This is a genomic window from Pantoea sp. ICBG 985 (assembly GCF_002928365.1).
GTDB classification, from domain to species: domain Bacteria; phylum Pseudomonadota; class Gammaproteobacteria; order Enterobacterales; family Enterobacteriaceae; genus Pantoea; species Pantoea dispersa.
In genome coordinates, this window is record NZ_POWM01000002.1 from 608820 (window position 1) to 634534 (window position 25715).

Genomic DNA, 25715 nt, shown 5'->3' on the forward strand with positions numbered 1-25715 from the left:
ATAGCCAATAGCCAATAAAAAACCCGCCGCAGCGGGTTTTTTTAGGCTTACATTCGCTCGACGGTTTTGATGCCCAGCGTATCCAGCCCCTGCTTCAGGGTTTTCGCCGTCAGCGCAGCCAGCTGCAGACGGCTGTTGCGTACGTTTTCCTCTTCGGCGGAGAGAATCGGGCAGTGCTCATAGAAGCCCGAGAACAGACCGGCCAGATCGTACAGATAAGCACACATCACGTGCGGCGTGCCGTCGCGCGCGACCTGGGTGATGGTCTCTTCAAACTGCAGCAGACGGGTCGCCAGCAGCGCTTCGCGCTCGTCAGTCAGGATGATATCACCGTGCAGGCTGTCTGCCTCAATGCCCGCTTTACGGAATACCGAGAGCACACGCGTGTAGGCGTACTGCATGTACGGCGCGGTGTTGCCTTCAAACGCCAGCATGTTGTCCCAGTCGAAGATGTAATCGGTGGTGCGGCTTTTCGACAGGTCGGCGTATTTCACCGCGCCGATGCCGACCACTTCCGCCAGCTCTTTCAGCTCTGCCGCGCTCATCTCCGGATTTTTCTCGCTGACCAGCGCATGGGCGCGCTCAACGGCTTCATCCAGCAGATCGGAGAGTTTGATGGTGCCACCGCTGCGCGTCTTGAACGGACGGCCATCTTTGCCCAGCATCATGCCGAACGCATGGTGCTCCAGCGGCACTGACTCCGGCACGTAGCCCGCTTTGCGCACGATGGTCCACGCCTGCTGCAGATGCTGATGCTGGCGGGAATCGATGTAGTACAGCACGCGATCGGCATGCAGCGTTTCATAGCGATATTTGGCGCAGGCGATATCGGTGGTGGTGTAGAGATAGCCGCCATCCTTCTTCTGGATGATCACGCCCATCGGTTCACCTTCCTTGTTTTTGAACTCATCAAGGAAAACCACGGTGGCGCCTTCGCTGGTCACCGCCAGCCCTTTTTCGCGCAGATCGGCGACGATGCCCGGCAGCATGTCGTTATACAGGCTTTCACCCATCACATCCTTACGCGTCAGGGTGACGTTAAGGCGGTCATACACCTGCTGGTTCTGACTCATGGTGATATCCACCAGCTTCTTCCACATGGCGCGGCAATATTCGTCGCCACCCTGCAGTTTCACCACGTAACCGCGGGCGCGCTCGGCGAAGGCTTCGTCTTCGTCATAGGTGCGTTTCGCTTCGCGGTAGAAGGCTTCCAGGTCGGCCAGCGCGATATCTTCATGATGCTCGTTCTGCTGCTTCTCCAGATAGGCGATCAGCATGCCAAACTGTGTGCCCCAGTCACCGACGTGGTTAGCGCGGATGACGTGATGACCGAGAAACTCCTGGGTGCGCACTGCGGCATCACCGATAATGGTGGATCGCACGTGACCGACATGCATCTCTTTCGCCACGTTGGGCGCCGAGTAGTCAATCACGATAGTCTGAGGTGTCACCTCGCTGACGCCCAGGCGTGGCAGCTGCAGCGCCTGCGCGGCCTGCTGTGCCAGCCACTGGCGGTCGAGGAAGATGTTGATAAAGCCGGGACCGGCGATGTCGACTTTGCTGGCGATGCCAGCCAGATCCAGATGCTGAACTACCTGTTCAGCCAGCTGGCGCGGCACCTGACCGAGCTTTTTCGCCACGGCCATGATACCGTTCGCCTGGTAATCGCCGAACTGCACTTTTGCAGACTGACGAACCTGCGGTTCGCAATCGGCCGGTGCGCCTGCCGCCACCATCGCCTGACTGACTTTATCGGAAAGAAGAGCCTGAATATTCACCGCGTTACCTTCATATGCTGAAAAGGCCCGCCAGCTGAGGGCGAGCCGATGTCGTCATCCCGCGTGCGTGTCGGGACGGAAAAAATAAGAGGGGAAGTATACGTGAAATGTTGGGGTGCGTCAGCAATCGGTTATGGCTGCCGGTGGACGCAGGCCCGCGCGCCGGTTAACGGCGGCGCGGGTGGCGACGGGGATTTTTAACGCTTTTGTCTTCACGCACCTTCCAGTGGCGGGAAATTGCAAATCCCATCAAGGCTATCAGGACCGCGACAATAATGAGCATAGACATAGGGCCATTCCTTGTAGTTGTGAAACCCAAATTTATAAGAAAGGGTCAGCTACTGCAATTGATTGACGGGTAAATAAGAGTTATCTCATTGTATTAACTATTGTTAATAATAACAGTTGGTTAAGGCACTTTTATAAAGTAACGTGTGGACCTGATTACGCGATTAATCCGAAAGAGAGGGGCGATTTATGCGGTTTTTGAAGGTTTTTGGCGTGAAATCGGATGAATCCGAGCATTTTGTCAAGCGAAAGCTGCGGCAGCCCTGTTTTTTTATTGATTAAAAGATCTGAACTGAGTTTGAGGTATTTAACGTATGAATCTGGATTTTCCTTCAGAACTGAGTGACTTAAAACAAGACCTGTCCCGATTTGAACAGGCTTTGCAACATTTTGCGGCACGCCTCGGCCTTGACCTCACGCAGCATGAGGCGGACCACGTGGCGGTGCGCTGTCACCAGTTCGCCACGGCAGAACGCTGGAAAGCCGGGTTACTGCAAATCGGCGAGCAGTTTTCCGAAGCGATGATCAACGGACGGCCGATCTGCCTGTTTAAGCTGCATCAGCCGCTGCGGATCGCGGGCTGGCAGGTGGATGTGATCGAGCTGCCGTGGCCCGGTGAGAAGCTGTATCGCCATGAAGGCTGGGAGCATGTGGAAATTGTGTTGCGCGGCGAGCCGGAAACGCTGGGCATGCGTGCGATGGCGTTGCTGGCAGACGAGGCGCTGATGCAGCCGGGCATCGCGTTTAAAACCAGCACGCCGCAGGGCGAAAATGAACGTCTGCCCAATCCGACCTTAGCGGTGACGGACGGGCAAACTACCATCAAGTTTCATCCGTGGCGGCTGGAGGAGATCGTTGCCAGCGAACAGGCTTAGCGCCGCGCTGCCACTGCCTGCTGCAGGCGCGATACCGCCTGCTGCAGGGTGGCGTGCGTGCAGCCAAAGTTGAAGCGCACGAAGCGATCGTCGCCAAAATCACGGCCCGGCGAGAAACCGAGACCGTGTTTTTCGAAATACAGCGCCGGGCTGGCAACATCCAGCTGGCTGGCGTCAATCCAGCCGAGATAGCTGGCCTCTGGCGCGACCATGCTGAGTTCCGGCAGCGCATTCACCTGCTGCACCAGCCAGTCACGATTGGCGCGCAGGTAAGCAAGCTGGTCCGCCAGCCATGCATCACCGCCGCGCCATGCGGCTTCCGCCGCCACCAGCGCCAGGATATCCACGCCCGGTACGATGCCTTCACGCACCTGCTTAAAGCGTTTCCGCAGTTCGGGATGAGGGATAATGGCCATGGACGCACCCAGCCCGGCGATGTTGAAGGTTTTAGACGGCGAAATCAGGGTGATGCTGCGCTGGGCGGCATCTTCGCTCAGCGAGGCAAACGGAATGTGCTGTACGCCGGGCGTTAACAGCAGGTCACAATGGATTTCATCGGAGCACACCAGCAAATCGTGGCGTTGGGCAAAGGCCAGCTGCGCCTCCAGCTCATCACGGCGGTAGACGGTGCCGCCCGGATTCTGCGGATTGCACAGCATGAGCAGGCGCTCGTTGCCCTGCATCTGGCTGTCATCCAGCTGCATCACCCAGCGATCCTGCTGCAATTGCAATGGCAGATTGACCTGAGCGCGCTGCGCCAGCCGCGCCGCCGCGCGAAACGGCGGATAAATTGGCGTCGGTGCCACGGTGCTCTGCGACGACTCGGTAAATGCCCGGACCGATAAATTCAGTCCGCTCACCACGCCCGGCAGCAACACAATCCATTCCGGCTCAATCTGCCAGCCATAGCGCTGGGCTAAGCGGGAAATAGTGATATCAATCAAACCGTGCGGCGTCGCGCCGTAGCCGAAAACACCGTGGTCGGCACGCTGTTTAATGGCCTCAATGATGCACGGCGGCGAGCGAAAATCGGTGTCGGCAACCCACAAAGGCAGCACATCGCGATCACCATATTTGTGCCATTTCAAACTATCGCTGTGACGACGGTCTATCCCTTGATCAAAAACGAATGCCATAGTGCGCTTTCCACGTAAACTGTCTGAATGAGCAGACTAACTGATGCACTCCTCCCGAGCCAGCAGTCATGAAAAGGAGCAAGGTATGACGAAACTGGAAATTTGTTGCTATGGCATCGACTGCGCAATGACTGCGCAGGCGTCCGGTGCCGATCGCGTGGAGCTGTGCAGTGCTCCGCGTGAAGGCGGACTGACACCTTCGGCGGGTATGCTGGAAGCCGCACAGCGTGAACTGACCATTCCGGTCCACCCGATCGTGCGGCCGCGCGGCGGTGATTTTTGTTACACCGCCCGCGAATTTGAGGTGATGAAATCGGACGTGGCGCGTATTCGCGAGCTGGGTTTTCCTGGCCTGGTGATTGGCATGCTGGACGAAGATGCGCACGTCGACACGGTACGCATGCAGCAAATTATGGCGCTGTGCGACGGCATGGCGGTGACCTTCCATCGTGCCTTTGATTTGTGCCACAGCCCGAAGCGTTCGCTGGAGGTGCTGACTGGTTTAGGGATCGCCCGCATTCTGACTTCCGGTCAGCAGCAGAGCGCTGAAACCGGAATTGCATTATTACGGGAACTAAATGAATACAGTACCGGTCCAATCATTATGGCAGGGGCAGGCGTGCGCCTCAGCAATCTGCAAAAGTTCCTCGACAGCGGATTGCAGGAAGTCCACAGCTCCGCCAGTCGTGCCGTCGCGTCACCGATGCGCTACCGTAAAGCCGGTGTCTCGATGTGTTCTGAAGCGGAAACCGATGAATTCAGCCGCTCCTGTGTCGATGGCGATGTCGTCGAAGCCATGAAGAGCATGATGCAGATGAGCGTTGATCGGGTCGCCTGACCCGTACCAATTTTGCCGCGCAGCACGCCGAAAACCTGACGTGATGTTTGCAAGTACCAAACCCCAGTTCCTTGCTGGGGTTCTTTTTGTCTGCCGCTTCGCCATGAATAGCGCATTGGTGAAAAAGATGCTTTGATTACTCTATGGCTTAACGCGCGGATAACGCTGATGAAATCCCTCCCTTATGCTGTTGTGATTCTGCTGTTCCCCGTTGCCGGCGCGGCGCTGGCCGCCAGCAGCACCTGCCCGCCGCTGAGCAAAAATATCACCAGCAGCAACAACTGGATTATGCTGGGCGGCGACGCCAAAGGCGCGGTGCGCCAGGTGGTGGCCGGGGAGTTTGGTAAAGACGTCAACTCGCAGAAGCGCGTGCTCGGGCAGTTTGACCAGTGCGGCGATCTGATGGTGGCTGATATCACCTATGACAAAAGCGAAGGCAACGTGGTGCTGAGCATGGAGCAGCATATCGCGCGCGTGCAGCGCGGTTGGGTGGCTGACTATGCTTATCTGGTTAAAGTGACCCGCGCGGGCAAAGAGGAAGTGGTGGATAACCGGCAGGGCACCATCAGCTGGCAGATGGGGCAACACGGCAACATCATCAGCGCCTCGGACAAATTTACCAGCATGGGGAAAGAGGGCTTTACCGATACCACTTACCGCTACGATAAACACTTCCGGCTGGAAAAAAGTATCGCGCGCGGCAGTGATGCGCTGACCAACGGCGAGAATACCTGGCGCTGGAATCCACAGGGGCTGGTGGTGGCATCCACCAGCGCGCGCAGCAAAGAGACCTACAGCTACGATAATCAGTGGCGCGAACTGCGATTGCACGGCACCTCGACCACGCCGGTCAGCACTTTGCGATCGGTGGATGAGTGCCAGTTGTGGGACGAGGTGGGCAATTGCACGCTGAGCTATTTGCATGAGACCGAAGTGTTTGCCAAAGGCACCATTGAGCGGCATCTGAGTTCGGCCTACAAATATCAGTACTGGGATCGTCCGGCGACGGACAATTGATGCGCCGTCGCGTATGCTGTTCTGTGCACAACCCGGGAGCCCATCATGACACTGGTTATTTCATTCCTTTTCGCCATTACCCTGCTTACGTTGACGCCCGGCTTCGATACCGCGCTGGTGCTGCGTTCGGCGGCTGCGCAGGGCTGGCAGCGTGCCTCGGCGACGGCATTGGGCGTTACGCTCGGCTGTCTGGTGTGGGGCGTGGCGGTCGGGCTGGGCTTAGGCGCGCTGCTGCTGGCTTCGGAAATGGCTTATAACCTGCTGAAAGGCATCGGTGCTGTGTACCTGCTGTATCTCGGCGTCAGACTACTACTCAACCCGCGCAGTACGGTGGCCAGCGGGCAGCAGGGGCAAAAGCGGGAAGAGCGCTATCTGACCTGCTTCGCGCGTGGCCTGACCGGTAACCTGCTCAATCCCAAAGTCGGGGTTTTTTACGTCACCTTTCTGCCGCAGTTTATCCCGGCCGGCGGATCGGTGGCGCTGTGGTGCACGCTGATGGCGCTCACCCACATGGTGATTGGCTTAGTGTGGAACGCGGTATTGATTAGCGGCAGCCAGTACTTTGCCGGTCATCTGCGCCGTCCGGCAGTGTTAAAAGTGATGGATCGCCTGACCGGCTGCGTGTTTATTGGTTTCGCCGCGAAGCTGGCGCTGTCGCGGCGTTAAGCGTTACGGTTTGCGCGCCACCAGCACGGCACGCAGCGGGGCGGGATAGCCTTCAATCGTTTTGCTGCTGTCGTGCGGATCGAGGAACTCCGCCAGCGATTCGCTGGTCATCCAGTCGGTGCGACGCTGCTCTTCCACCGAGGTGATGGCGTAATCGGCGATGCGCACATCAACAAAACCGCACTTCTCCAGCCAGTTTTTCAGCGCCGCCGCAGACGGAATAAAGTAAACGTTGCGCATCTGCGCATAGCGTTCACCCGGCACCAGCACCGCGTTTTCATCGCCTTCAATCACCAGTGTTTCCAGTACCAGTTCGCCGTCGCTGACCAGCTGATTTTTCAGCTGCAGCAGATGGTCGAGCGGCGAACGTCGGTGATAGAGCACGCCCATGGAGAACACGGTATCGAACGCCTGCAGCGCCGGTAGCTGTTCAATGCCCAGCGGCAGCAGATGCGCACGGCGATCGTCACCCAGCAGCTTACGTACCGCTTCGAACTGGCACAGGAACAGCTGCATTGGATCGATACCGACTACCAGCTGCGCGCCGGCACCAATCATGCGCCACATGTGATAACCGCTGCCGCAGCCTACATCCAGCACGGTTCGACCGGCCAGCGAAGAGATATGCGGCAGCACGCGGTCCCACTTCCAGTCGGAGCGCCATTCTGTGTCGATGTCGCAGCCGTAGAGCGAAAACGGCCCTTTGCGCCACGGCATCAGGTTACGCAGCAGCTTTTCGATGCCGGCGCGCTGGCGATCGGTTAACGCGTCATGCTGCGCGCTGACGCTGTGCAGCAGATCGAGCTGCTGCGGCACCAGCAGCGGCAGATTGTCGACCGACTTCTCCCAGTTGCGAAAATGTCCGTGCAGGTTTTCACGCTGCCAGGCGGCGACCTGCGCCGGCAACACTTCCAGCCAGCTGGCGAGCGGGCCGGTGGCGATTTGCTGATAAAAACGGCCAAAATCAATCATTTCAACGCCACCAGTGAGCCAAAGTTAAAGCACTGGAACCACAATTCGGCATGGGCAAAGCCGGCGCTTTTCAGGCGGGCTTTATGCGTTTCCACGCTGTCCGTCAGCATCACGTTCTCCAGCATGCTGCGCTTCTGGCTGATCTCCAGCTCGCTGTAGCCGTTGGCGCGCTTAAAGTCGTGGTGCATGTTGAACAGCAGTTCGCCGACGTCGGCATCTTCAAAGCTGAACTTTTCCGACAGCACCAGCGCACCGCCCGGATTGAGGCCGGCGGCGATTTTCTGCAGCAGCGTCAGGCGCGCGTCCGGCTCAAGGAACTGCAGGGTAAAGTTGAGCACCACCAGTGAGGCGTTTTCGATGTGGATATCGCGGATATCCGCTTCCAGCACCTGCACCGGCGTAGCGGCGCGGAAGGCGTCGATGTGCCGGCGGCAGCGTTCCACCATCGCCGGCGAATTATCGACGGCAATAATCTGGCAACCCGGTGCCTGAATATTGCGGCGCACCGCCAGCGTGGCCGCGCCCAGCGAGCAGCCGAGATCGTAAACCTGGCTGTTGGGCTGCACAAAGCGTTCTGCCAGCATGCCAATCATCGAAATGATGTTGGAGTAACCCGGCACCGAGCGCTGAATCATATCGGGAAAGACTTCAGCCACGCGCTCGTCAAAGGTCCAGTCGCCCAGTTTATCGATGGGCGCGGAGAATAGCGTATCGCGGTCAGACATAATGAATTATCCGGAGAGAAAACGGAAAGGGCGCTATTCTGGCAGAAACTGCCGCAGGCTGCACCCGTTTCCCTGCGTTTAGAACAGGCTGGATTGCTGTGGCCAGGCGGGCAGCGGGCGCAGCATCGGCTCCAGCTGTTGCAGCTGCGGCCAGAGCGCTTGCAGCAGCGGAAACACCGCGCCCATATCCGGCGTGTGGATGAACAGCAGCGGGTCGCTGTCGTGCTGCCAGTCCGCCAGTTTTTGCTGCCAGACATCAAACAGTGGCAGGCTCTCCTCCACGCTGTCGCTGCCGATAAAGCGCACCATCGGCTGACCGGCAGTGCGCACCGCGTGCGTCGGCACGCGCGGCTTTTGCGCGCGCGCATGCACGGCGGCCGGGCTAAGCGAGGCAGAGGCGTGCACCGGACGGCTGTCGAGAATCACCCGATTAACCCCGCGCTGATGCAGGCCGCGATTCAGCGCGCGCTCGGCCTCGCCTTTAGCAAAAAAGGCCGCATGGCGCACTTCCACGCCATAGTGAAAGCTGCGCGGCAGGCGATCGAGAAACGCCCATAAATCTGTCAGCTGCGCCGGTGAAAAGGCGGCGGGCAGCTGCAGCCAGTACTGGCCGATGCGCTGGCTGAGCGGATCCAGCAGGCGCAGAAATTCATTCACCAGCTCATCGCAGTTCTTCAGCGCCGCTTTGTGACTGATGGTGTCAGGAAATTTAAAGCAGAAGCGAAAGGCGTCGTCAGTCATGTCATACCAGCGCTGCACCACTTCGGGTTTGGGCAGCGCGTAAAGCGTGGTGTTGCCTTCGACGCAGCCGAACAGCCGGGCGTAATCCGCCAGGGTTTCGATACCCAATACTTTCCAGTTGGCGTGCTGCCATTGCGGTAATCCAATACGAAGTGTCAAAACTGCTCCTGCCTGCTGTGGCGCGGAAAATGCGCCGTACGTTACCTGGTTTTGCCACGGTCAGGAACCGATCGCGCGGCAAACGCTGACGATTTGTCCGCTTTGCGCGGGATCTGCTTATCCTGCCTGCCATTTTCCATTATAATAGCCGCCTTTTTTGCGGCAGCATCTCAGAAGGTTACGCGGCCTGATGCTGTCTGGCAGCAGCGGCGAAGTTAAAAGGATACGTTATGCGTACAGAATATTGCGGACAGCTCAATCTGTCTCATGTGGGTCAGCAAGTTACTCTCTGCGGCTGGGTCAATCGCCGTCGCGATCTCGGCAGCCTGATTTTTATCGATATGCGTGACCGCGAAGGCATCGCGCAGGTGTTTTTCGATGCCGATCATCAGCAGGCTTTCCAGCTGGCGTCTGAACTGCGTAATGAATTCTGTATCCAGATCACCGGTACTGTGCGTGCGCGTGAAGAGAAAAACCGCAACAGCGACATGGCCACCGGTGACATCGAAGTGTTCGCACATGAGCTGAACATCATCAACCGCGCAGAACCGCTGCCGCTGGACTCTAACCAGACCAACAGCGAAGAAGCGCGTCTGACCTATCGCTACCTCGACCTGCGTCGTCCGGAAATGGCGCAGCGTCTGAAAACCCGTGCCAGAATTACCAGCTTCGTGCGCCGCTTTATGGACGGTGAAGGCTTCCTCGACATCGAAACCCCGATGCTGACCAAAGCCACGCCGGAAGGCGCGCGTGACTACCTGGTGCCGAGCCGGGTGCACAAAGGTAAATTCTACGCGCTGCCGCAGTCACCGCAGCTGTTCAAACAGCTGCTGATGATGTCTGGTTTTGACCGCTACTATCAGATCGTCAAATGCTTCCGTGACGAAGACCTGCGTGCAGACCGTCAGCCGGAGTTCACCCAGATCGACGTGGAAACCTCGTTCATGAGCGCTGAGCAGGTGCGCAGCGTGATGGAGCAGATGATCCGTGAACTGTGGCTGGACATCAAAGGCGTCGACCTCGGTGACTTCCCGCAAATGACCTTCGCCGAAGCGATGAACCGTTACGGCTCCGATAAGCCAGACCTGCGTAACCCGATGGAGCTGGTAGACGTTGCTGACCTGCTGAAAAGCGTTGAATTCCAGGTGTTCGCCGGCCCGGCAAACGACCCGAAAGGGCGCGTTGCGGCGCTGCGCGTGCCGGGCGGTGCCGCGCTGACGCGTAAGCAAATCGACGAATACGGCAGCTTTGTCGGCATTTACGGTGCCAAAGGTCTGGCGTGGATGAAGATCAATGCGCGCGCAAGCGGTTTCGACGGCGTGCAGAGCCCGGTGGCCAAATTCCTGACGCCAGAGATCGTTGAAGCTATTCTGCAGCGTACCGACGCGCAGGACGGCGACCTGATCTTCTTCGGCGCCGACCGTGCCAAAGTGGTGGCGGATGCGCTAGGTGCACTGCGCCTGAAAGTGGGTCGTGACCTGCAAATCACCAATGATAAAGCCTGGGCCCCGCTGTGGGTTGTCGACTTCCCAATGTTCGAAGAGGACGACGAGGGCGGCCTGGCGGCGATGCACCATCCGTTCACCTCGCCAAAAGCGCTGACGGCGGAACAGCTGGCGGCCGATCCGACGCAGGCGGTGGCTAACGCCTACGATATGGTGATCAACGGTTATGAAGTGGGCGGCGGTTCGGTGCGTATCCACAGCGGCAATATGCAGCAGACGGTGTTTAGCATTCTGGGCATCAGTGAAGAAGAGCAGCGTGAGAAGTTTGGCTTCCTGCTGGATGCGCTGAAGTTCGGTACCCCGCCGCACGCAGGTCTGGCATTCGGTCTTGATCGTCTGACCATGCTGCTGACCGGCACCGACAATATCCGCGATGTGATTGCGTTCCCGAAAACCACCGCGGCGGCCTGTCTGATGACTGAAGCGCCAAGCGAAGCCAACCCGGCGGCGCTGGCTGACCTCGGTATCCAGATCGCGCCGAAGAAAGTCACTCCAGAGACGAAATAATGGGCTATAAACACCCGGTATCGGTGCTGGTGGTGATTTTTGCGCAAGATACCGGCCGGGTGTTAATGCTACAGCGGCGCGATGACCCCAGCTTCTGGCAGTCGGTTACCGGCAGCCTGGAGCCGGGCGAAACGCCGGTGCAAACGGCGCAGCGCGAAGTGGCTGAAGAGCTGGCGATTGATATCGCCGCAGAGGGGCTGGTGCTGGAAGATTGCCACAAACAGATTGAGTTTGAGATCTTTCCGCACTATCGCCATCGTTATGCGCCGGGCATCACGCATAACCGGGAACACTGGTTCCGGCTGGCGCTGCCCGCCGAACGCCAGCCAGTGCTGAGCGAGCACCTCGCCGCCCAGTGGCTGACACCGGCCGCCGCCGCCGCACTAACCCGCTCATGGAGTAATCGTCAGGCAATCGACGAATTTATCTGAATGCCCGCCACCGCGCGTTTTTCCGGTAGCGGCTCAGTTACATTGACAACCTTAACTCAGCGCAGTGGCTTAACCATGCGCTGCATAAGCTGAACAGCCGGGCGTAATCGGCGCAGCGAGGTCGGCTGCCGCCAGCGCGCAGCAACCGCAGCGTACTGATGTACGTGAGGATTGCGAGCACTGCCGGAAGACGAGATCGCAAGTAAGATAGCCCGTGCAATATACAAGAGAGATGAGAAATGGCAGGACATAGTAAATGGGCGAATACAAAGCACCGCAAAGCGGCTCAGGACGCCAAGCGCGGTAAAATCTTCACCAAAATCATTCGCGAGCTGGTGACAGCGGCCAAGCTGGGCGGTGGCGATGCCGGCTCCAACCCTCGTCTGCGCGCAGCGATGGACAAAGCCCTGTCCAACAACATGACGCGTGACACCATGAACCGTGCTATCGCGCGCGGCGTCGGCGGTGAAGATGACAGCAACATGGAAACCATCATCTATGAAGGTTACGGTCCGGGCGGCTCTGCAGTCATGGTGGAGTGTCTGAGTGATAACCGTAACCGTACCGTGGGCGAAGTGCGTCACGCCTTCAGCAAAACCGGCGGTAACCTCGGCACCGACGGTTCGGTATCTTACCTGTTCAGCAAGAAAGGCGTGATCTCCTTCGCGCCAGGCCAGGACGAAGATGCCGTGATGGAAGCGGCGCTGGAAGCCGGTGCAGAAGATGTCGTGAGCTATGACGATGGCGCGATTGACGTCTTTACCGCGTGGGAAGAGCTGGGCAGCGTGCGCGATGCACTGGAAGCCACTGGTCTGAAAGCCGACAGTGCTGAAGTGTCGATGATTCCATCAACCAAAGCGGAACTGGATGCCGAGACGGCTCCTAAACTGCTGCGTCTGATCGACATGCTGGAAGATTGTGATGATGTGCAGGAAGTTTACCATAACGGTGAAATTTCTGATGAGGTAGCGGAAACGCTGTAATGGCGTTACGCAAACCCCTGCAATACGGAGACGCGCTATGGCGATAATACTCGGGATTGACCCCGGCTCGCGCGTCACCGGCTACGGTGTCATCCGCCAGACCGGCCGCCAGCTCAGCTATCTGGGCAGCGGCTGTATCCGCACTAACGTCACCGATCTGCCTTCCCGCCTCAAACTGATTTACGCAGGCGTCAGCGAAATCATCACCCAGTTCGCGCCGGATTACTTCGCCATTGAGCAGGTGTTTATGGCGAAGAACGCGGACTCGGCGCTCAAGCTGGGGCAGGCGCGTGGCGCGGCAATTGTCGCAGCGGTTAATCTTGATCTGCCGGTGTTCGAGTATGCGGCCCGTCAGGTGAAGCAGACGGTAACCGGCATCGGTAGCGCGGAAAAAAGCCAGGTGCAGCACATGGTGCGCACGCTGCTCAAACTGCCGGCCAATCCGCAGGCGGATGCCGCCGATGCGCTGGCCATCGCCATCACCCATTGCCACGTCAGCCAGAATGCGGCGCGCATGAGCGACAGCAAACTGGTGCTGACGCGCGGACGTTTGCGATCCGGTTAGCAAAAGCGTGGCCATTCAATAGGCTGGATATGCATCCAGCCTTTTTTATGATATACATAGCCGACATTTTACCTCCAGCAGGCGCGCGGTTGAGCGCGGTGTGGCAGGAGGCCGATGATTCAGACGCTTACACATACACTAAGGAATTGCTCAGGTGATTGGTCGTTTACGAGGCATTATTCTGGAAAAACAGCCGCCGCTGGTGCTGATTGAGGCGCACGGTGTGGGTTACGAAGTGCACCTGCCAATGACCTGCTTTTACGAGCTGCCGGACATCAACCAGGAAGCAATTATCTTCACCCAGTTTGTGGTGCGGGAAGATGCGCAGCTGCTGTTCGGGTTTAACAGTAAGCAGGAGCGGGCGCTGTTCCGTGAGCTGATCAAAGTCAACGGCGTCGGGCCCAAACTGGCGCTGGCGATTCTTTCCGGCATGTCAGCGCAGCAGTTTGTCACGGCGGTGGAGCGCGAAGAGATCGCCTCGCTGGTGAAGCTGCCGGGCGTGGGCAAGAAAACCGCTGAGCGTCTGGTGGTTGAGATGAAAGATCGCTTCAAAGGCATGCACGGCGACCTGTTTGGTGGCGACTCGGCGTTTACCCTGACCACGCCGTCGGCACAGCAGGATAACAACGACGCCGAGGCTGAAGCAGTTGCGGCGCTGGTAGCGCTGGGTTATAAACCGCAGGAAGCCAGCCGTATGGTCAGCAAGGTTGGCAAACCAGATGCGGATTGTGAAACCCTGATTCGCGAAGCCCTGCGCGCTGCTATTTGAGGTAATGCATGATTGAAGCCGACCGCCTGGTCTCGGGCAGTTCTTTCACTGAGGAAGAAAGCCTCGACCGCGCTATTCGCCCCAAACTGCTGACGGAATATGTCGGGCAGCCGCAGGTGCGCGAGCAGATGGAGATTTTCATCCAGGCCGCCAAACTGCGCGGCGATGCGCTGGACCACCTGCTGATCTTTGGTCCGCCCGGGCTGGGTAAAACCACGCTGGCCAACATCGTAGCTAATGAGATGGGCGTCAATCTGCGCACCACGTCCGGTCCTGTGCTGGAAAAGGCCGGTGACCTGGCGGCGATGCTCACCAATCTTGAACCGCACGACGTCTTGTTTATCGATGAAATTCATCGCCTGTCGCCGGTAGTGGAAGAGGTGCTGTATCCGGCGATGGAAGATTATCAGCTGGATATCATGATCGGTGACGGACCTGCAGCGCGCTCGATCAAACTGGATTTGCCGCCGTTTACCCTGATTGGTGCCACCACCCGCGCAGGCTCGCTCACCTCACCGCTGCGCGATCGCTTTGGGATTGTGCAGCGCCTGGAGTTCTACAATGTGCCGGATCTGCAGCACATCGTCGGACGCAGTGCCGCCTGCCTGGGGCTAACGCTGAGCGAAGAGGGCGCGCTGGAAGTGGCGCGCCGTGCGCGCGGTACGCCACGTATCGCCAACCGCCTGCTGCGCCGTGTACGTGACTTCGCCGAAGTGCGCGCCAGTGGCAACATGAGTGGCGAAGTGGCCGCAAGCGCGCTGGATATGCTCAATGTGGACAATCAGGGCTTCGACTATATGGACCGCAAGCTGCTGCTGGCGATCATTGACAAGTTCATGGGCGGTCCGGTGGGGCTGGATAATCTGGCGGCGGCGATTGGTGAGGAGCGTGAAACCATCGAGGACGTTATCGAACCGTTCCTAATCCAGCAGGGCTTTATTCAGCGCACTCCCCGCGGCCGGATGGCCACGCAGCACGCCTATAAGCATTTCGGCATCAGCCGCGAAGAGTAACCGGCGTCACGCCGCCGGTTTTTTTGCCATGCTGATAATGAACAGTACCGCAGCACACAGCACCACCGACGGACCGGCCGGAGTGTCGTAGCTGGCAGAGAAGGTCAGGCCACCGGTGACGGCAATGATGCCGATGAGCACCGCAAAGCCGGCCATCTGTTCTGGCGAACGCGAGAAGCGTCGCGCCGTGGCGGCCGGGATGATCAGCAGTGAAGTAATGATCAGCGCGCCAACAAATTTCATCGCCACACCAATGGTCAGCGCGGTTACCAGCATCAGCATCAGGCGGGTACGCTGTATGTTTACGCCGTCCACCTGCGCCAGCTCCGGACTGATGGTCATCGACAGTAGCGAACGCCATTGCCACGCCATCACCACCAGCACGATTGCCACGCCGCCCGCCATCAGCGACAAATCATCCGGGGTGATCGCCAGCAAATCGCCAAACAGATAGGCCATCAAATCAACGCGCACGCCCTGCATCAAACTGACCACCACCAGACCCAGCGACAGCGCGCTGTGCGCCATAATCCCTAACAGCGTGTCGATCGCCAGATGCGGGCGTCGCTCCAGCCACACCAGCCCGAGCGCCAGACAGATGGTGACCAGAATCACCGCATAATAGGGGTTCACATTCAGCAACAGACCAAACGCCACGCCGAGCAATGACGCGTGGGCGAGGGTATCGCCAAAATAGGACATGCGGCGCCAGACGACAAAAGAGCCGAGCGGACCGGCCGCCAGGGCCAGCAATACGCCGCCCAGCCAGCCGGGTAATAACAGTTCAATCATGACGGGCCGTTTCCTTTGCGCAGAACAATGCGTCCCTGTAAATCGTGACGGTGATTATGGTGATGGCGATAAATCGCCAGCTGCTGTGCGCCGCGCGGACCAAACATGGCGATAAATTCCGGATGCTGCGAGACGGCTTCCGGCGTGCCGGAACAGCAGATGTGATGGTTGAGGCACAGCACTTCGTCGGTCTTTGCCATCACCAGATGCAGGTCGTGCGACACCATCAGCACGCCGCAGTTGAGCTCGCGTCGCAGTTGATCGATCAGGTCGTAGAGCGCCACCTGGCCGTTCACATCCACGCCCTGCGTCGGTTCGTCCAGTACCAGCAGCTGCGGCTGGTTGAGCAGGGCGCGCGCCAGTAGCACGCGCTGCGTTTCGCCACCAGACAGTTTTTGCAGCGGTGACTGCAGCAGATGGCCGGCCTGCACCCGCTTCAGCGCCGGCAAAATATCATCACGGCGACTGCCGCGCGTCAGACGCATAAAGCGCTCAACGCTGATCGGCAGCGTCGGATCGATGTGCAGCTTTTGCGGCACATAGCCAATACGCAGCCCCGGCGCGCGGCGGACGCTGCCGCTGTCTGGCGTGAGCAGGCCGAGTACCGTGCGCACCAGCGTGGACTTGCCGGCTCCGTTGGGACCCAGCAGGGTGAGAATTTTGCCCGGCTGCAGCGACAGGCTGATGCCTGCCAGCACCGCGCGCTGGCCAAACTTCACCGAAATGTTTTCGAGTGTAACAAGTGACGACATGATATTTACGGGTTGCATTGAATTTCGAATGTTATAATATCACATTCCATCACCTGGTCACGATGGAATGACGCATTATGTTACACAATAAAAAGCGCCTGGCTTTTACCCTTTCTGCGGCGACGTTAAGCCTCGCCACCACGTTTTCCGCGCAGTCTGCGGTGGTGGCTTCAATCAAGCCTCTCGGATTTATCGCAGCCGCCATTGCCGATGGCATTACGCCGGTTGAAGTATTGCTGCCGGACGGTGCCTCAGAGCACGATTATGCCTTACGGCCATCAGATGTAAAACGTATTAAAAACGCTGACTTAGTAGTATGGACCGGTCCGGAGATGGAAGCCTTTCTGACGAAGTCCGCCGGGGAGTTACCGGCCAGTAAGAACCTCGAAATTGCCGCCTTGCCTGGCGTAAAACCGCTATTGATTAGCGGTGGTGAAGATGAGGACGAACATGAGCACGGTCACGATCACGACCATGACTCAGACAATTCTGAGAACCAGGACCCGTCTCATACTCATCATCACCACGGCGAGTTTAATATGCACCTGTGGATGTCGCCGGAGATTGCGAAACAATCTGCTGTTGCAATCCACGGAAAATTATTGGAACTTATGCCGCAAAGCAAAGCCAAACTTGACGCCAACCTGCAGCAGTTTGAGGCACAATTGGCGGACACAGACAAACGGATTGGCGCACAACTCGCGCCGGTACGGAACAAGGGTTATTTCGTTTTTCACGACGCTTACAGCTACTTTGAGAAACATTACGGTTTATCACCATTAGGTCATTTTACCGTCAATCCTGAGATCCAGCCGGGCGCCCAGCGTTTACATCAAATACGAACACAGTTGGTTGAGCAGAAAGCAGTCTGCGTTTTTGCTGAACCACAATTCAGGCCGGCGGTCATCGATGCCGTGTCTCGCGGAACCAGCGTGCGTAAAGGCACCCTCGACCCGTTAGGCATGGGAATCAGCTTAACCAAAGACAGCTACGTGAAATTCCTCTCACAGCTGTCAAGCCAGTATGCGAGCTGCCTGAATGGAGCATAGAGGAATAGGTAAAAGTGCAGCAGATAGCCCGCTCTGTCGCCCTCGCATTTAATAATTTGCCGCGCCCCCACCGCGTTATGCTGGGGTCACTCACCGTTGTTACACTGGCCGTCGCTGTCTGGCGGCCTTACGTCTATCATCCCCGCGATGTTGCGCCCATCGTGAAAGACATCACGCTGGACAAAAACGAGTTGCGCACGCTGCTGCCGGAAGCCAGTGAACCGATCGATCAAACCACGGCGGAACCGGAAGACGAGATCCCGTCGGATGACATCGACAAAGACGTGCCGGTCAATCCCGATCAGCATGATTACACCGTATCCTCAGGCGATACGCTGAGCAGCGCGCTTAATCAGTACGGTATCGATCTCGGTGACATCAACGCGCTGGTCAGCAGCGACAAGAGTTTGCGTAATCTGCGCGTGGGGCAGCAACTGAGCTGGACGCTGGATGCTGATGGCGCGCTGCAGGACTTCACCTGGGAGATTGATCGGCGTGAAACCCGCACCTATGCGCGTCAGCCGAACGGCAGCTTTAAGATGCAGCAGGAGATGCAGAAGGGTGAATGGCAGAACAGCGTTCTGAAAGGCGAAGTGCGCGGCAGTTTCGCCGCCAGCGCCCAGCGCGCCGGCCTGACCAGCGCCGAAACCAGCAGCGTGATTAAAGCCATGCAGTGGCAGATGGATTTCCGCAAACTGCGCGCCGGCGATGACTTTAGCGTACTGATGTCGCGCGAGATGCTGGACGGCAAGAGTGCGCAGAGCCAGCTGCTCGGCGTGCGCCTGCGCACCGGCGGTAAAGATTACTACGCGTTCCGCGCGGAAGACGGCAAGTTCTACGACCGCAACGGCTCCGGTCTTGCGCGGGGCTTCATGCGCTTCCCGACGGTCAAGCAGTACCGTGTCTCGTCAAACTTCAATCCGCGCCGCCTCAATCCGGTGACCGGGCGCATCGCGCCGCACAAAGGCGTCGATTTTGCGCTGCCGATTGGTACGCCTGTACTGGCCGTCGGCGATGGCGAAGTGGTGATCGCGAAAAACGGCGGAGCCGCCGGTAACTACGTCGCGATCCGTCACGGTCGCCAGTACATGACCCGCTACATGCATCTGAGCAAAGCGCTGGTGAAACCGGGACAGAAAGTGAAACGCGGCGATCGCATCGCGCTTTCCGGTAACACCGGTCGCTCTACCGGACCGCATCTGCATTATGAAGTGTGGATCAACAACCAGGCGGTCAACCCGCTGACGGCGAAATTGCCGCGCATGGAAGGGCTGACCGGTAAAGATCGCAGCACTTATCTGGCGCAGGTGAAGAGTTATCTGCCACAGCTGACGCTGAAATAACGTTAATTTCCGGGCAAACGCGCAAAAACCGACGGATTCTTCGTCGGTTTTTTGCTATCTGGCCTGTGAAGATTGCAAAATTACCTGCCGTCACTATTATTGAGCCGTCATTGTCAGAGGCGAGTGCATGGAAACCCGAAAAAAAAATAACAGTGAGTTTATTCCCGTTTTTCAACGTTCTTTTTTAAAGCCGAAATACTGGGGCAGCTGGCTGGCGATTGGTGCGCTGGCCGGTATGGCGATGCTGCCGGCCAGGGTGCGCGATCCGGTGCTGGGCGGGCTGGGTAAGTTTGCCGGCAAGCTGGCGAAAAGTGCGCGCCGCCGTGCGCTGATCAATCTCTATTATTGCCTGCCGGAGCTCAGCGAAGCGCAGCGCGAAGAGATTGCTGATCGTATGTTTGCCACCGCGCCGCAGGCGATGGTGATGATGGCCGAGCTGGGGATGCGTAATCCTGAACGCGTGCGCCAGCGCGTTGAGTGGCACGGCCGCGAGATCATTACGGCGCTGCAGGAGAATCATGAGAACGTGATTTTCCTCGTGCCGCACGGCTGGGGCGTGGATATTCCGGCGATGCTACTGGCCTCGGAAGGCCAGATGATGGCGGCGATGTTCCACAATCAAAGCGATCCGCTGATGGATTATATCTGGAACACCGTCCGTCGCCGTTTCGGCGGCCGCATGCACGCGCGCAACGACGGCATCAAACCGTTTATCGCCTCGGTGCGTCAGGGCTATTACGGCTACTATCTGCCGGACCAGGACCACGGTGCTGAGCACAGCGAGTTTGTCGATTTCTTTGCTACCTATAAAGCGACATTGCCGGCGGTCGGGCGTCTGATGAAAGTGTGCCGCGCGCGCGTAGTGCCGCTGTTCCCGGTGTATAACAGCGAGACGCACAAGCTGGAGATTTATGTGCGCCCGCCGATGGACGATTTGCTGGATGCCGATGACACCACGCTGGCGCGGCGCATGAACGAAGAGGTGGAAATCTTCGTGCGCCCGCATCCGGAGCAGTACACATGGATTCTCAAACTGCTGAAGACGCGTAAAGAAGGGGATATTGAGCCTTACGCGCGAAAGGATTTGTACCCGCGTAAATAGCTAACGCGCGCTGAACCGTGCCGCCCGGCACGGTTCGTCATCATTCATTCGACGCTTGTCAGGCGACTGCGCCGCTTGCGCTCGCGCAGGAATAGCGTCACCAGGCCAAACCACAACACGCCGGCGACGAAGTTGATCGCGCTGAACCACGGCGTACCGCCGCTGAAATAACCGCTTTTTGCCACTTCAATCCCTGCCGCCAGCGTCAGAATGCTGATCATCCCCAACATGGCGGCGATGCTGCCTTTACCTTCGCTGCTGGAATAGAGCGTCAGCCGGTACAGCCCGGCGTTGACCATCCCGGCACCAAACGCATACAGGCTAAGGCCGGCGGTGAGCAGCAGGTAACTGTGGCTGTTGAGCAGGTTCGCCACCAGCGCAATGCTCAGGCCTAGCAGAATCGGCCAGGCGGCAAATTTTACCGGTTGCTCGATGGCCACGCGTCCCGCCAGTTTACCCAGCGTCAGGTTACCGGCGATCATCGCCAGAAACACCGGTAATTGCAGCAATGCATACTGCAGGCGGGATAAGCCCTCTTCATGCATCAGAATCACCGGCGACAGCGCCACCCAGGTAAGAATCGGGATGAACACCAGGCCGATAGCGAAGGAGCCGTACATCACCTGCTTATCGCGCGCCAGCCGTCCGTAGCCGCGCGCCAGGTTCGGTAATGCAATGGAGTGGCTGCGATCGCCGGCGGTTTCCGGCATGATGCGCCACAGCACCACAAACGCCAGCAGGCTGCAAACCGCAAACAGCCAGAACATGCTGCGCCATTCGCCCACCGTTAGCCAGGCGGCACCGGCCAGCGGACCCGCCAGCGGTGCCAGCAGCGCCACATTAGCCATCAGCGCCATCATGCGCACAGCTAACGCCTCGTCAAACGCCTCCTGCACTGCGGCATAGCTTACTGCACCAATGAAGCACAGGCTGATGCCCTGGATAAAACGCAGCGTAACGAACTGCTCGATGTTGCTCACCCAGGTGGTGAGAACACAGGCGGCGGCAAAGAACAGAATGCCGAACAGCAACACCGGACGCCGGCCATATTTATCCGATAGCGGACCGAGCAGCCACTGCAGCACCACGCCGCCCATCAGATAGGCAGTGAGTGAGGTGGATACCCATTCCGGGCCGACGTTAAACTCGGCGGTGACCAGCAGCATGCCGGGCTGAATCATGTCATGGGCGATGTAAGTCGCGAACTCAAACAGCACCAGCGCGAGCGGAAACAGCAGCACGCGTCCGGTGAGTTGACTGATGGGTTGATAGCGGGCCATCTGGCCTCCTTGTCAGTGAAAAATAAAACGCGACTGCCAGGCAGTCGCGTTTGTCCATGTTGTTACAGCCGCTGTCAGGAGGTGCGTAAAACTCAGTCTACGCGCAGGACACGGCTGGTGTTGGTGGTGCCGGTGGTCGCCATCACGTCGCCCTGGGTGACAATCACCAGGTCGCCGGAGACGAGGAACCCTTTGTCGCGCAGCAGATTAACCGCATCGTGCGCGGCGGCGACACCATCGTTGTTGCTGTCAAAGAACACCGGCGTCACGCCACGGTACAGCGCGGTCAGGTTCAGGGTACGTTCATGACGTGACATTGCGAAGATCGGCAGACCGGAAGTGATGCGCGACGTCATCAGTGCGGTACGGCCAGATTCGGTCATGGTAATGATGGCCGACACGCCCTGCAAATGGTTAGCGGCGTACATCGCCGACATGGCAATCGCTTCTTCGATGTTGTCGAACTGCACGTCCAGGCGGTGTTTGGATACGTTCACGCTTGGAATTTTTTCCGCGCCGAGACACACTTTCGCCATCGCCGACACGGTTTCCGCCGGATACTGACCGGCCGCCGTTTCCGCCGACAGCATCACCGCATCGGTGCCGTCCAGCACGGCGTTTGCCACATCCATCACTTCCGCGCGGGTCGGCATCGGATTGGTGATCATCGACTCCATCATCTGGGTAGCAGTAATGATGGTGCGGTTCAGCTGACGCGCACGACGAATCAATGCTTTCTGAATGCCCACCAGCTCCGGATCGCCAATTTCCACGCCGAGATCGCCACGGGCCACCATCACCACGTCGGAGGCGAGGATGATGTCGTCCATCGCTTCCTGCGTTGCCACCGCTTCAGCACGCTCCACTTTCGCCACCAGTTTAGCGTCGCAGCCGGCATCGCGTGCCAGACGGCGCGCGTAGTTCATGTCTTCGCCGTTACGCGGGAACGAGACCGCCAGATAGTCGACGCCAATTTTCGCCGCGGTAATGATATCCAGCTTATCTTTTTCGGTTAGCGCTTCAGCCGACAGGCCGCCGCCGAGCTTGTTGATGCCTTTATTGTTGGAGAGCGGGCCGCCGACGGTCACTTCGGTGAAGACTTTCACCCCCTGAACTTCCAGCACCTTCAGCTGCACACGACCGTCGTCCAGCAGCAGGATATCGCCCGGCACCACATCTTCCGGCAGGCCTTTATAGTCGATACCGACTTTCTCTTTGTCGCCTTCGCCTTTGCTCAGATTGGCATCCAGCAGGAAGCGGTCACCGACATTGAGGAAAACTTTGCCTTCTTTGAAGGTTGATACGCGAATTTTAGGGCCTTGCAGATCGCCAAGAATGGCGACGTGGCGACCGAGTTTGGCCGCGATCTGCCGCACTTTATCGGCGCGCAGTTGATGATCTTCCGGGGTGCCGTGGGAGAAATTGAGTCGCACAACGTTAGCGCCTGCCGCGATGATTTTTTCGAGGTTGTTGTCGCGATCGGTGGCGGGGCCGAGGGTTGTAACGATCTTGGTTCTTCTGAGACGTCTGGACATGAAGGACTCCGTTGACAAAGTATCGTGTCGATCACAAGTGACACGCAATGGTCACTCATTCTATATGATCGAGGGGCTGTGATTCGACTCACATTGTGAATGTGATGTTAATTATTTTGCTGTGCACGTGATTCCGGTGCCGGCTTTTCGAGGCGCGATGCTTTTAGTGCCTCTTTTACCCGTTTGAGATTCTCGCGGAAAGCGGTACCGCGCTCCAGGGTAAAACCGGTTGCCAGCACGTCAACCACGGTGAGCTGCGCCAGGCGGGAAACCATCGGCAGATAGATGTCGGTATCTTCCGGTACATCCAGCGTCAGCGCCAGCGTGGCTTCATCTGCCAGCGGCGATCCGGGCGAGGTGATAGCCAGCACGGTGGAAGCGTTTACACGCGCCAGGCGAGCCAGTTCTATCATATTTTTGGTGCGGCCAGTATGCGATATCAGAACAAACACGTCATTTGGTCCACTATTTATGCAACTCATGCGCTGGATCACAATATCCTCGGACCAGATGACCGGCAGATTAAAACGCAGAAATTTATTGGTGGCATCATGCGCCACCACCGCCGAGGCGCCAAGACCAAAGAAGGCCACTTTATGCGCCTGTGACAATGCCTGCACCGCCTGAGCCACCACTTGCATATCCAGTTGCTGACGCACGCGGCTGAGTCCCGCCAGCGCGGAATCAAAAATCTTGTGGCTGTAGCGTTCTACGCTGTCATTTTCTTCGACATCGCGACTGACCCAGCTCGGTCCTTTGGCCAGACTCTGTGCCAGCTGCAGCTTGAAATCGGGAAAGCCGCGCGTGCCCATGCGGTGACAGAAGCGGTTCACCGTCGGTTCGCTGACCTGCGCCGCCTGTGCCAGCGTGGCAATGCTCGAGTGCATCGCCTGCTGCGGCGCGGCCAGAATCTGTTCTGCCACTTTGCGTTCTGATTTGCTCAGCGCGGCCAGCTGCGCCTGTATTTGATCCAGCATGTTGTTAACCCGATGACCATCAATCACTTTTTTGCGTTCACCCGTGCGTGAAATCGCTGCCAATTATGCGGAATATACCGTGTAATAGCCTGACGTACGCAGCGGCGGACAAATGTAACCGCGCTTTTTTTGTCATACTTTGATCGCTGCCGGGTTTTCGCCCGACAAACATCGAAACAGAAAAAGGCGCGTTAGCGCACTTCGCAACACGTTAAATGCGCCCCGGCGGTGCAGGATTATCACCTGTAACCGACCGCAGCCGGGTTGTCCTGGCGCGGTGAAAAAAGTACATTGTGCTGTAAGAAAATTACAATAAGGACCCGGCAGGATGAGGACGCTCAGGCCGGGTATATCCTGCAACGAGGAGAGGAAAATGGCGGTAACACAAACAGCCCAGGCATGCGATCTGGTGATTTTCGGTGCCAAAGGCGATCTTGCACGCCGGAAACTGTTGCCTTCACTGTATCAGCTGGAGAAAGCCGGTCAGATTCACGATACCACGCGTATTATTGGCGTGGGTCGCGCGGAGTGGGACAAAGAGGCCTACACCAAAGTGGTGCGTGAAGCGCTGGAAACCTTCATGAAGGAGAAGATTGACGAAGCGCTGTGGGACAAACTCAGCGGCCGTCTCGACTTCTGCAACCTCGACGTTAACGACACCTCGCACTTCTCGAAACTGGGCAAGATGCTGGATCAGAAAAACCGTGTCACCATTAACTACTTTGCCATGCCGCCGAGCACCTTTGGCGCCATCTGTGAAGGCCTGGGCGCCGCCAAACTCAACGCCAAACCGGCGCGCGTGGTGATGGAGAAGCCGCTCGGCACCTCGCTGGAGACCTCGCAGGAGATTAACGACAGCGTCGGTAAATTCTTCGATGAAAGCCAGGTATTCCGTATCGACCATTATCTCGGTAAAGAGACGGTGCTCAACCTGCTGGCGCTGCGTTTTGCCAACTCGATTTTCGTCAATAACTGGGACAACCGCACCATCGACCACGTGCAGATCACCGTGGCGGAAGAGGTAGGTATCGAAGGCCGCTGGGGTTACTTCGACAAAGCCGGCCAGATGCGTGACATGATCCAGAACCACCTGCTGCAGATCCTGACCATGATCGCCATGTCGCCGCCGTCCGATCTCAGCGCTGACGCGATTCGTGATGAGAAGGTGAAAGTGCTGCGCTCGCTGCGCCGCATCGACCAGACCAACGTGCGCGAGAAAACCGTACGCGGTCAGTACACTGCCGGTTTTGTGCAGGGCAAAAAAGTGCCGGGCTACCTGGAAGAAGAGGGGGCTAACAAGCAGAGCAGCACCGAAACCTTCGTCGCCATCCGCGTGGATATCGATAACTGGCGCTGGGCGGGCGTGCCTTTCTACCTGCGCACCGGTAAGCGTCTGCCGACCAAGTGCTCAGAAGTGGTGGTGTACTTCAAAAACCCGGAAATGAACCTGTTTAAGGACTCTTACGCCGAGCTGCCGCAGAACAAGCTGACGATTCGTCTGCAGCCGGATGAGGGCGTGGATATTGAGATCCTCAACAAGGTGCCGGGTCTCGATCACAAGCACAAGCTGCAGACCACCAAGCTGGATCTGAGCTACTCCGAAACCTTCAATCAGTCGCATCTGGCGGATGCCTACGAGCGTCTGCTGCTGGAAACCATGCGCGGCATTCAGGCACTGTTTGTGCGCCGCGATGAGGTCGAAGCGGCGTGGACTTATGTCGATTCGATTATTGAAGCGTGGAATGCGGATGGCGACGCCTCCAAACCGTATCAGGCCGGCACCTGGGGCCCGGTCGCCTCGGTGGCGATGATCACCCGCGACGGCCGCTCGTGGAACGAGTTTGAATAACCGCTCCTGCATCGCTGACTGAGATGTTAATTATCACGCCCCTGCGCTGTTCGCCAGGGGCGTTTTGT

General features: G+C 58.1%; 25 protein-coding genes. 14 read left to right on the forward strand and 11 right to left on the reverse strand.

The features are described from left to right. Nucleotides 1-47: 47 nt before the first annotated feature. Both argS and C1Y42_RS23975 read right to left on the reverse strand, forming a co-directional pair. Nucleotides 48-1778 carry an arginine--tRNA ligase gene (argS, locus tag C1Y42_RS08850; RefSeq protein ID WP_031280190.1) on the reverse strand — a complete coding sequence of 577 codons (1731 nt, stop codon included), beginning with the start codon at nt 1776-1778 and terminating at the stop codon, nt 48-50. A 166-nt stretch (nt 1779-1944) separates the two neighbouring features. Further along, a complete protein-coding gene (locus C1Y42_RS23975; RefSeq protein WP_255418418.1) occupies nt 1945-2067 on the reverse strand; it encodes a hypothetical protein in 123 nt (40 codons plus the stop codon). 313 nt (nt 2068-2380) lie between these two features. Here C1Y42_RS23975 and C1Y42_RS08855 point away from each other — a divergent pair, with 313 nt between their 5' ends. Further along, nucleotides 2381-2941 carry a VOC family protein gene (locus tag C1Y42_RS08855; protein WP_104093214.1) on the forward strand — a complete coding sequence of 187 codons (561 nt, stop codon included), beginning with the start codon at nt 2381-2383 and terminating at the stop codon, nt 2939-2941. Here the strand turns inward: C1Y42_RS08855 and C1Y42_RS08860 are convergent. Beyond that, the gene (locus C1Y42_RS08860) at nt 2938-4077 is read right to left on the reverse strand and encodes a MalY/PatB family protein (RefSeq protein ID WP_104093215.1); all 1140 of its coding nucleotides are present in this window, start codon (nt 4075-4077) and stop codon (nt 2938-2940) included. The genes C1Y42_RS08855 and C1Y42_RS08860 overlap by 4 nt on opposite strands. Nucleotides 4078-4162: 85 nt before the next feature. Here C1Y42_RS08860 and cutC point away from each other — a divergent pair, with 85 nt between their 5' ends. From cutC to C1Y42_RS08875, 3 genes are all read left to right on the forward strand, one after another. After that, complete coding sequence (gene cutC, locus C1Y42_RS08865) at nt 4163-4915, forward strand: copper homeostasis protein CutC (protein ID WP_104093216.1); 753 nt, start codon at nt 4163-4165, stop codon at nt 4913-4915. Between the two features lie 168 nt (nt 4916-5083). Next, nucleotides 5084-5932 carry a hypothetical protein gene (locus C1Y42_RS08870; RefSeq protein ID WP_058757505.1) on the forward strand — a complete coding sequence of 283 codons (849 nt, stop codon included), beginning with the start codon at nt 5084-5086 and terminating at the stop codon, nt 5930-5932. Nucleotides 5933-5977: 45 nt separating this feature from the next. Beyond that, nucleotides 5978-6598: a LysE family translocator gene (locus C1Y42_RS08875; RefSeq protein ID WP_104093217.1), complete on the forward strand. Its 621-nt coding sequence runs from the start codon at nt 5978-5980 to the stop codon at nt 6596-6598. 3 nt (nt 6599-6601) lie between these two features. Here C1Y42_RS08875 and cmoB read toward each other — a convergent pair whose 3' ends face one another. From cmoB to C1Y42_RS08890, 3 genes are all read right to left on the reverse strand, one after another. After that, complete coding sequence (gene cmoB / locus C1Y42_RS08880) at nt 6602-7570, reverse strand: tRNA 5-methoxyuridine(34)/uridine 5-oxyacetic acid(34) synthase CmoB (protein WP_021509962.1); 969 nt, start codon at nt 7568-7570, stop codon at nt 6602-6604. After that, a complete protein-coding gene (cmoA, locus tag C1Y42_RS08885) occupies nt 7567-8295 on the reverse strand; it encodes a carboxy-S-adenosyl-L-methionine synthase CmoA (RefSeq protein WP_058757507.1) in 729 nt (242 codons plus the stop codon). The genes cmoB and cmoA overlap by 4 nt, the downstream gene beginning before the upstream one ends. A 78-nt stretch (nt 8296-8373) precedes the next feature. Beyond that, a complete protein-coding gene (locus tag C1Y42_RS08890; protein WP_104093218.1) occupies nt 8374-9195 on the reverse strand; it encodes a DUF72 domain-containing protein in 822 nt (273 codons plus the stop codon). Between the two features lie 230 nt (nt 9196-9425). Between C1Y42_RS08890 and aspS the strand changes: the two genes are divergently transcribed. The 6 genes from aspS (at nt 9426) to ruvB (ending at nt 14968) form a co-directional block, all read left to right on the forward strand. Further along, on the forward strand, nt 9426-11207 hold the full coding sequence (gene aspS, locus C1Y42_RS08895) for an aspartate--tRNA ligase (protein ID WP_058757509.1): 1782 nt from the start codon (nt 9426-9428) through the stop codon (nt 11205-11207). Beyond that, on the forward strand, nt 11207-11638 hold the full coding sequence (gene nudB, locus C1Y42_RS08900; RefSeq protein ID WP_104093219.1) for a dihydroneopterin triphosphate diphosphatase: 432 nt from the start codon (nt 11207-11209) through the stop codon (nt 11636-11638). The genes aspS and nudB overlap by 1 nt, the downstream gene beginning before the upstream one ends. A 239-nt stretch (nt 11639-11877) precedes the next feature. Continuing rightward, nucleotides 11878-12621: a YebC/PmpR family DNA-binding transcriptional regulator gene (locus C1Y42_RS08905; protein ID WP_021509967.1), complete on the forward strand. Its 744-nt coding sequence runs from the start codon at nt 11878-11880 to the stop codon at nt 12619-12621. 37 nt (nt 12622-12658) lie between these two features. Then, nucleotides 12659-13186, forward strand: a complete 528-nt coding sequence (gene ruvC, locus C1Y42_RS08910; protein ID WP_021509968.1) for a crossover junction endodeoxyribonuclease RuvC — start codon at nt 12659-12661, stop codon at nt 13184-13186. Between the two features lie 154 nt (nt 13187-13340). Continuing rightward, nucleotides 13341-13955, forward strand: a complete 615-nt coding sequence (gene ruvA / locus C1Y42_RS08915; protein WP_021509969.1) for a Holliday junction branch migration protein RuvA — start codon at nt 13341-13343, stop codon at nt 13953-13955. Nucleotides 13956-13963: 8 nt separating this feature from the next. Beyond that, nucleotides 13964-14968 (forward strand): Holliday junction branch migration DNA helicase RuvB, encoded by a 1005-nt coding sequence (gene ruvB, locus C1Y42_RS08920; protein ID WP_021509970.1) that lies wholly within the window; start codon nt 13964-13966, stop codon nt 14966-14968. Between the two features lie 6 nt (nt 14969-14974). Here ruvB and znuB read toward each other — a convergent pair whose 3' ends face one another. Together znuB and znuC are read right to left on the reverse strand one after the other, a co-directional pair. Then, nucleotides 14975-15760: a zinc ABC transporter permease subunit ZnuB gene (gene znuB, locus C1Y42_RS08925; RefSeq protein ID WP_104093220.1), complete on the reverse strand. Its 786-nt coding sequence runs from the start codon at nt 15758-15760 to the stop codon at nt 14975-14977. Beyond that, on the reverse strand, nt 15757-16512 hold the full coding sequence (gene znuC / locus C1Y42_RS08930; protein ID WP_058774752.1) for a zinc ABC transporter ATP-binding protein ZnuC: 756 nt from the start codon (nt 16510-16512) through the stop codon (nt 15757-15759). The genes znuB and znuC overlap by 4 nt, the downstream gene beginning before the upstream one ends. A 77-nt stretch (nt 16513-16589) precedes the next feature. Between znuC and znuA the strand changes: the two genes are divergently transcribed. The 3 genes from znuA (at nt 16590) to lpxM (ending at nt 20006) form a co-directional block, all read left to right on the forward strand. Continuing rightward, nucleotides 16590-17561, forward strand: a complete 972-nt coding sequence (gene znuA, locus C1Y42_RS08935) for a zinc ABC transporter substrate-binding protein ZnuA (RefSeq protein ID WP_058757511.1) — start codon at nt 16590-16592, stop codon at nt 17559-17561. Nucleotides 17562-17575: 14 nt separating this feature from the next. Then, complete coding sequence (gene mepM / locus C1Y42_RS08940; RefSeq protein WP_031280193.1) at nt 17576-18904, forward strand: murein DD-endopeptidase MepM; 1329 nt, start codon at nt 17576-17578, stop codon at nt 18902-18904. 127 nt (nt 18905-19031) lie between these two features. Then, on the forward strand, nt 19032-20006 hold the full coding sequence (gene lpxM, locus C1Y42_RS08945) for a lauroyl-Kdo(2)-lipid IV(A) myristoyltransferase (protein ID WP_104093221.1): 975 nt from the start codon (nt 19032-19034) through the stop codon (nt 20004-20006). A 44-nt stretch (nt 20007-20050) separates the two neighbouring features. Here the strand turns inward: lpxM and C1Y42_RS08950 are convergent, their stop codons facing one another. The 3 genes from C1Y42_RS08950 to C1Y42_RS08960 form a co-directional block, all read right to left on the reverse strand. Continuing rightward, nucleotides 20051-21286, reverse strand: a complete 1236-nt coding sequence (locus tag C1Y42_RS08950; RefSeq protein ID WP_058757513.1) for an MFS transporter — start codon at nt 21284-21286, stop codon at nt 20051-20053. Nucleotides 21287-21378: 92 nt separating this feature from the next. Then, on the reverse strand, nt 21379-22821 hold the full coding sequence (gene pyk / locus C1Y42_RS08955; RefSeq protein WP_021509977.1) for a pyruvate kinase: 1443 nt from the start codon (nt 22819-22821) through the stop codon (nt 21379-21381). Between the two features lie 107 nt (nt 22822-22928). Further along, nucleotides 22929-23798 (reverse strand): MurR/RpiR family transcriptional regulator, encoded by an 870-nt coding sequence (locus tag C1Y42_RS08960; RefSeq protein WP_031280194.1) that lies wholly within the window; start codon nt 23796-23798, stop codon nt 22929-22931. A gap of 373 nt (nt 23799-24171) precedes the next feature. On the opposite strand from C1Y42_RS08960, the gene zwf reads away from it, so the two are divergent. After that, entirely contained in the window at nt 24172-25647 is a 1476-nt protein-coding gene (gene zwf, locus C1Y42_RS08965) for a glucose-6-phosphate dehydrogenase (protein ID WP_021509979.1), read from the forward strand. Nucleotides 25648-25715: the final 68 nt, after the last annotated feature.

Bases quoted from the DNA above. Each gene is read 5' to 3' on its own strand.
- cutC (WP_104093216.1), top strand. From the start codon at position 4,163: ATGACGAAACTGGAAATTTGTTGCTATGGCATCGACTGCGCAATGACT.
- C1Y42_RS08950 (WP_058757513.1), bottom strand. From the start codon at position 21,286: ATGGCCCGCTATCAACCCATCAGTCAACTCACCGGACGCGTGCTGCTG.
- aspS (WP_058757509.1), top strand. From the start codon at position 9,426: ATGCGTACAGAATATTGCGGACAGCTCAATCTGTCTCATGTGGGTCAG.
- znuB (WP_104093220.1), bottom strand. From the start codon at position 15,760: ATGATTGAACTGTTATTACCCGGCTGGCTGGGCGGCGTATTGCTGGCC.
- lpxM (WP_104093221.1), top strand. From the start codon at position 19,032: ATGGAAACCCGAAAAAAAAATAACAGTGAGTTTATTCCCGTTTTTCAA.
- ruvB (WP_021509970.1), top strand. From the start codon at position 13,964: ATGATTGAAGCCGACCGCCTGGTCTCGGGCAGTTCTTTCACTGAGGAA.
- C1Y42_RS08860 (WP_104093215.1), bottom strand. From the start codon at position 4,077: ATGGCATTCGTTTTTGATCAAGGGATAGACCGTCGTCACAGCGATAGT.
- C1Y42_RS23975 (WP_255418418.1), bottom strand. From the start codon at position 2,067: ATGTCTATGCTCATTATTGTCGCGGTCCTGATAGCCTTGATGGGATTT.
- zwf (WP_021509979.1), top strand. From the start codon at position 24,172: ATGGCGGTAACACAAACAGCCCAGGCATGCGATCTGGTGATTTTCGGT.
- ruvC (WP_021509968.1), top strand. From the start codon at position 12,659: ATGGCGATAATACTCGGGATTGACCCCGGCTCGCGCGTCACCGGCTAC.
- pyk (WP_021509977.1), bottom strand. From the start codon at position 22,821: ATGTCCAGACGTCTCAGAAGAACCAAGATCGTTACAACCCTCGGCCCC.
- C1Y42_RS08960 (WP_031280194.1), bottom strand. From the start codon at position 23,798: ATGCTGGATCAAATACAGGCGCAGCTGGCCGCGCTGAGCAAATCAGAA.
- znuC (WP_058774752.1), bottom strand. From the start codon at position 16,512: ATGTCGTCACTTGTTACACTCGAAAACATTTCGGTGAAGTTTGGCCAG.
- cmoA (WP_058757507.1), bottom strand. From the start codon at position 8,295: ATGTCTGACCGCGATACGCTATTCTCCGCGCCCATCGATAAACTGGGC.
- nudB (WP_104093219.1), top strand. From the start codon at position 11,207: ATGGGCTATAAACACCCGGTATCGGTGCTGGTGGTGATTTTTGCGCAA.
- C1Y42_RS08875 (WP_104093217.1), top strand. From the start codon at position 5,978: ATGACACTGGTTATTTCATTCCTTTTCGCCATTACCCTGCTTACGTTG.
- C1Y42_RS08855 (WP_104093214.1), top strand. From the start codon at position 2,381: ATGAATCTGGATTTTCCTTCAGAACTGAGTGACTTAAAACAAGACCTG.
- C1Y42_RS08870 (WP_058757505.1), top strand. From the start codon at position 5,084: ATGAAATCCCTCCCTTATGCTGTTGTGATTCTGCTGTTCCCCGTTGCC.
- C1Y42_RS08905 (WP_021509967.1), top strand. From the start codon at position 11,878: ATGGCAGGACATAGTAAATGGGCGAATACAAAGCACCGCAAAGCGGCT.
- znuA (WP_058757511.1), top strand. From the start codon at position 16,590: ATGTTACACAATAAAAAGCGCCTGGCTTTTACCCTTTCTGCGGCGACG.
- cmoB (WP_021509962.1), bottom strand. From the start codon at position 7,570: ATGATTGATTTTGGCCGTTTTTATCAGCAAATCGCCACCGGCCCGCTC.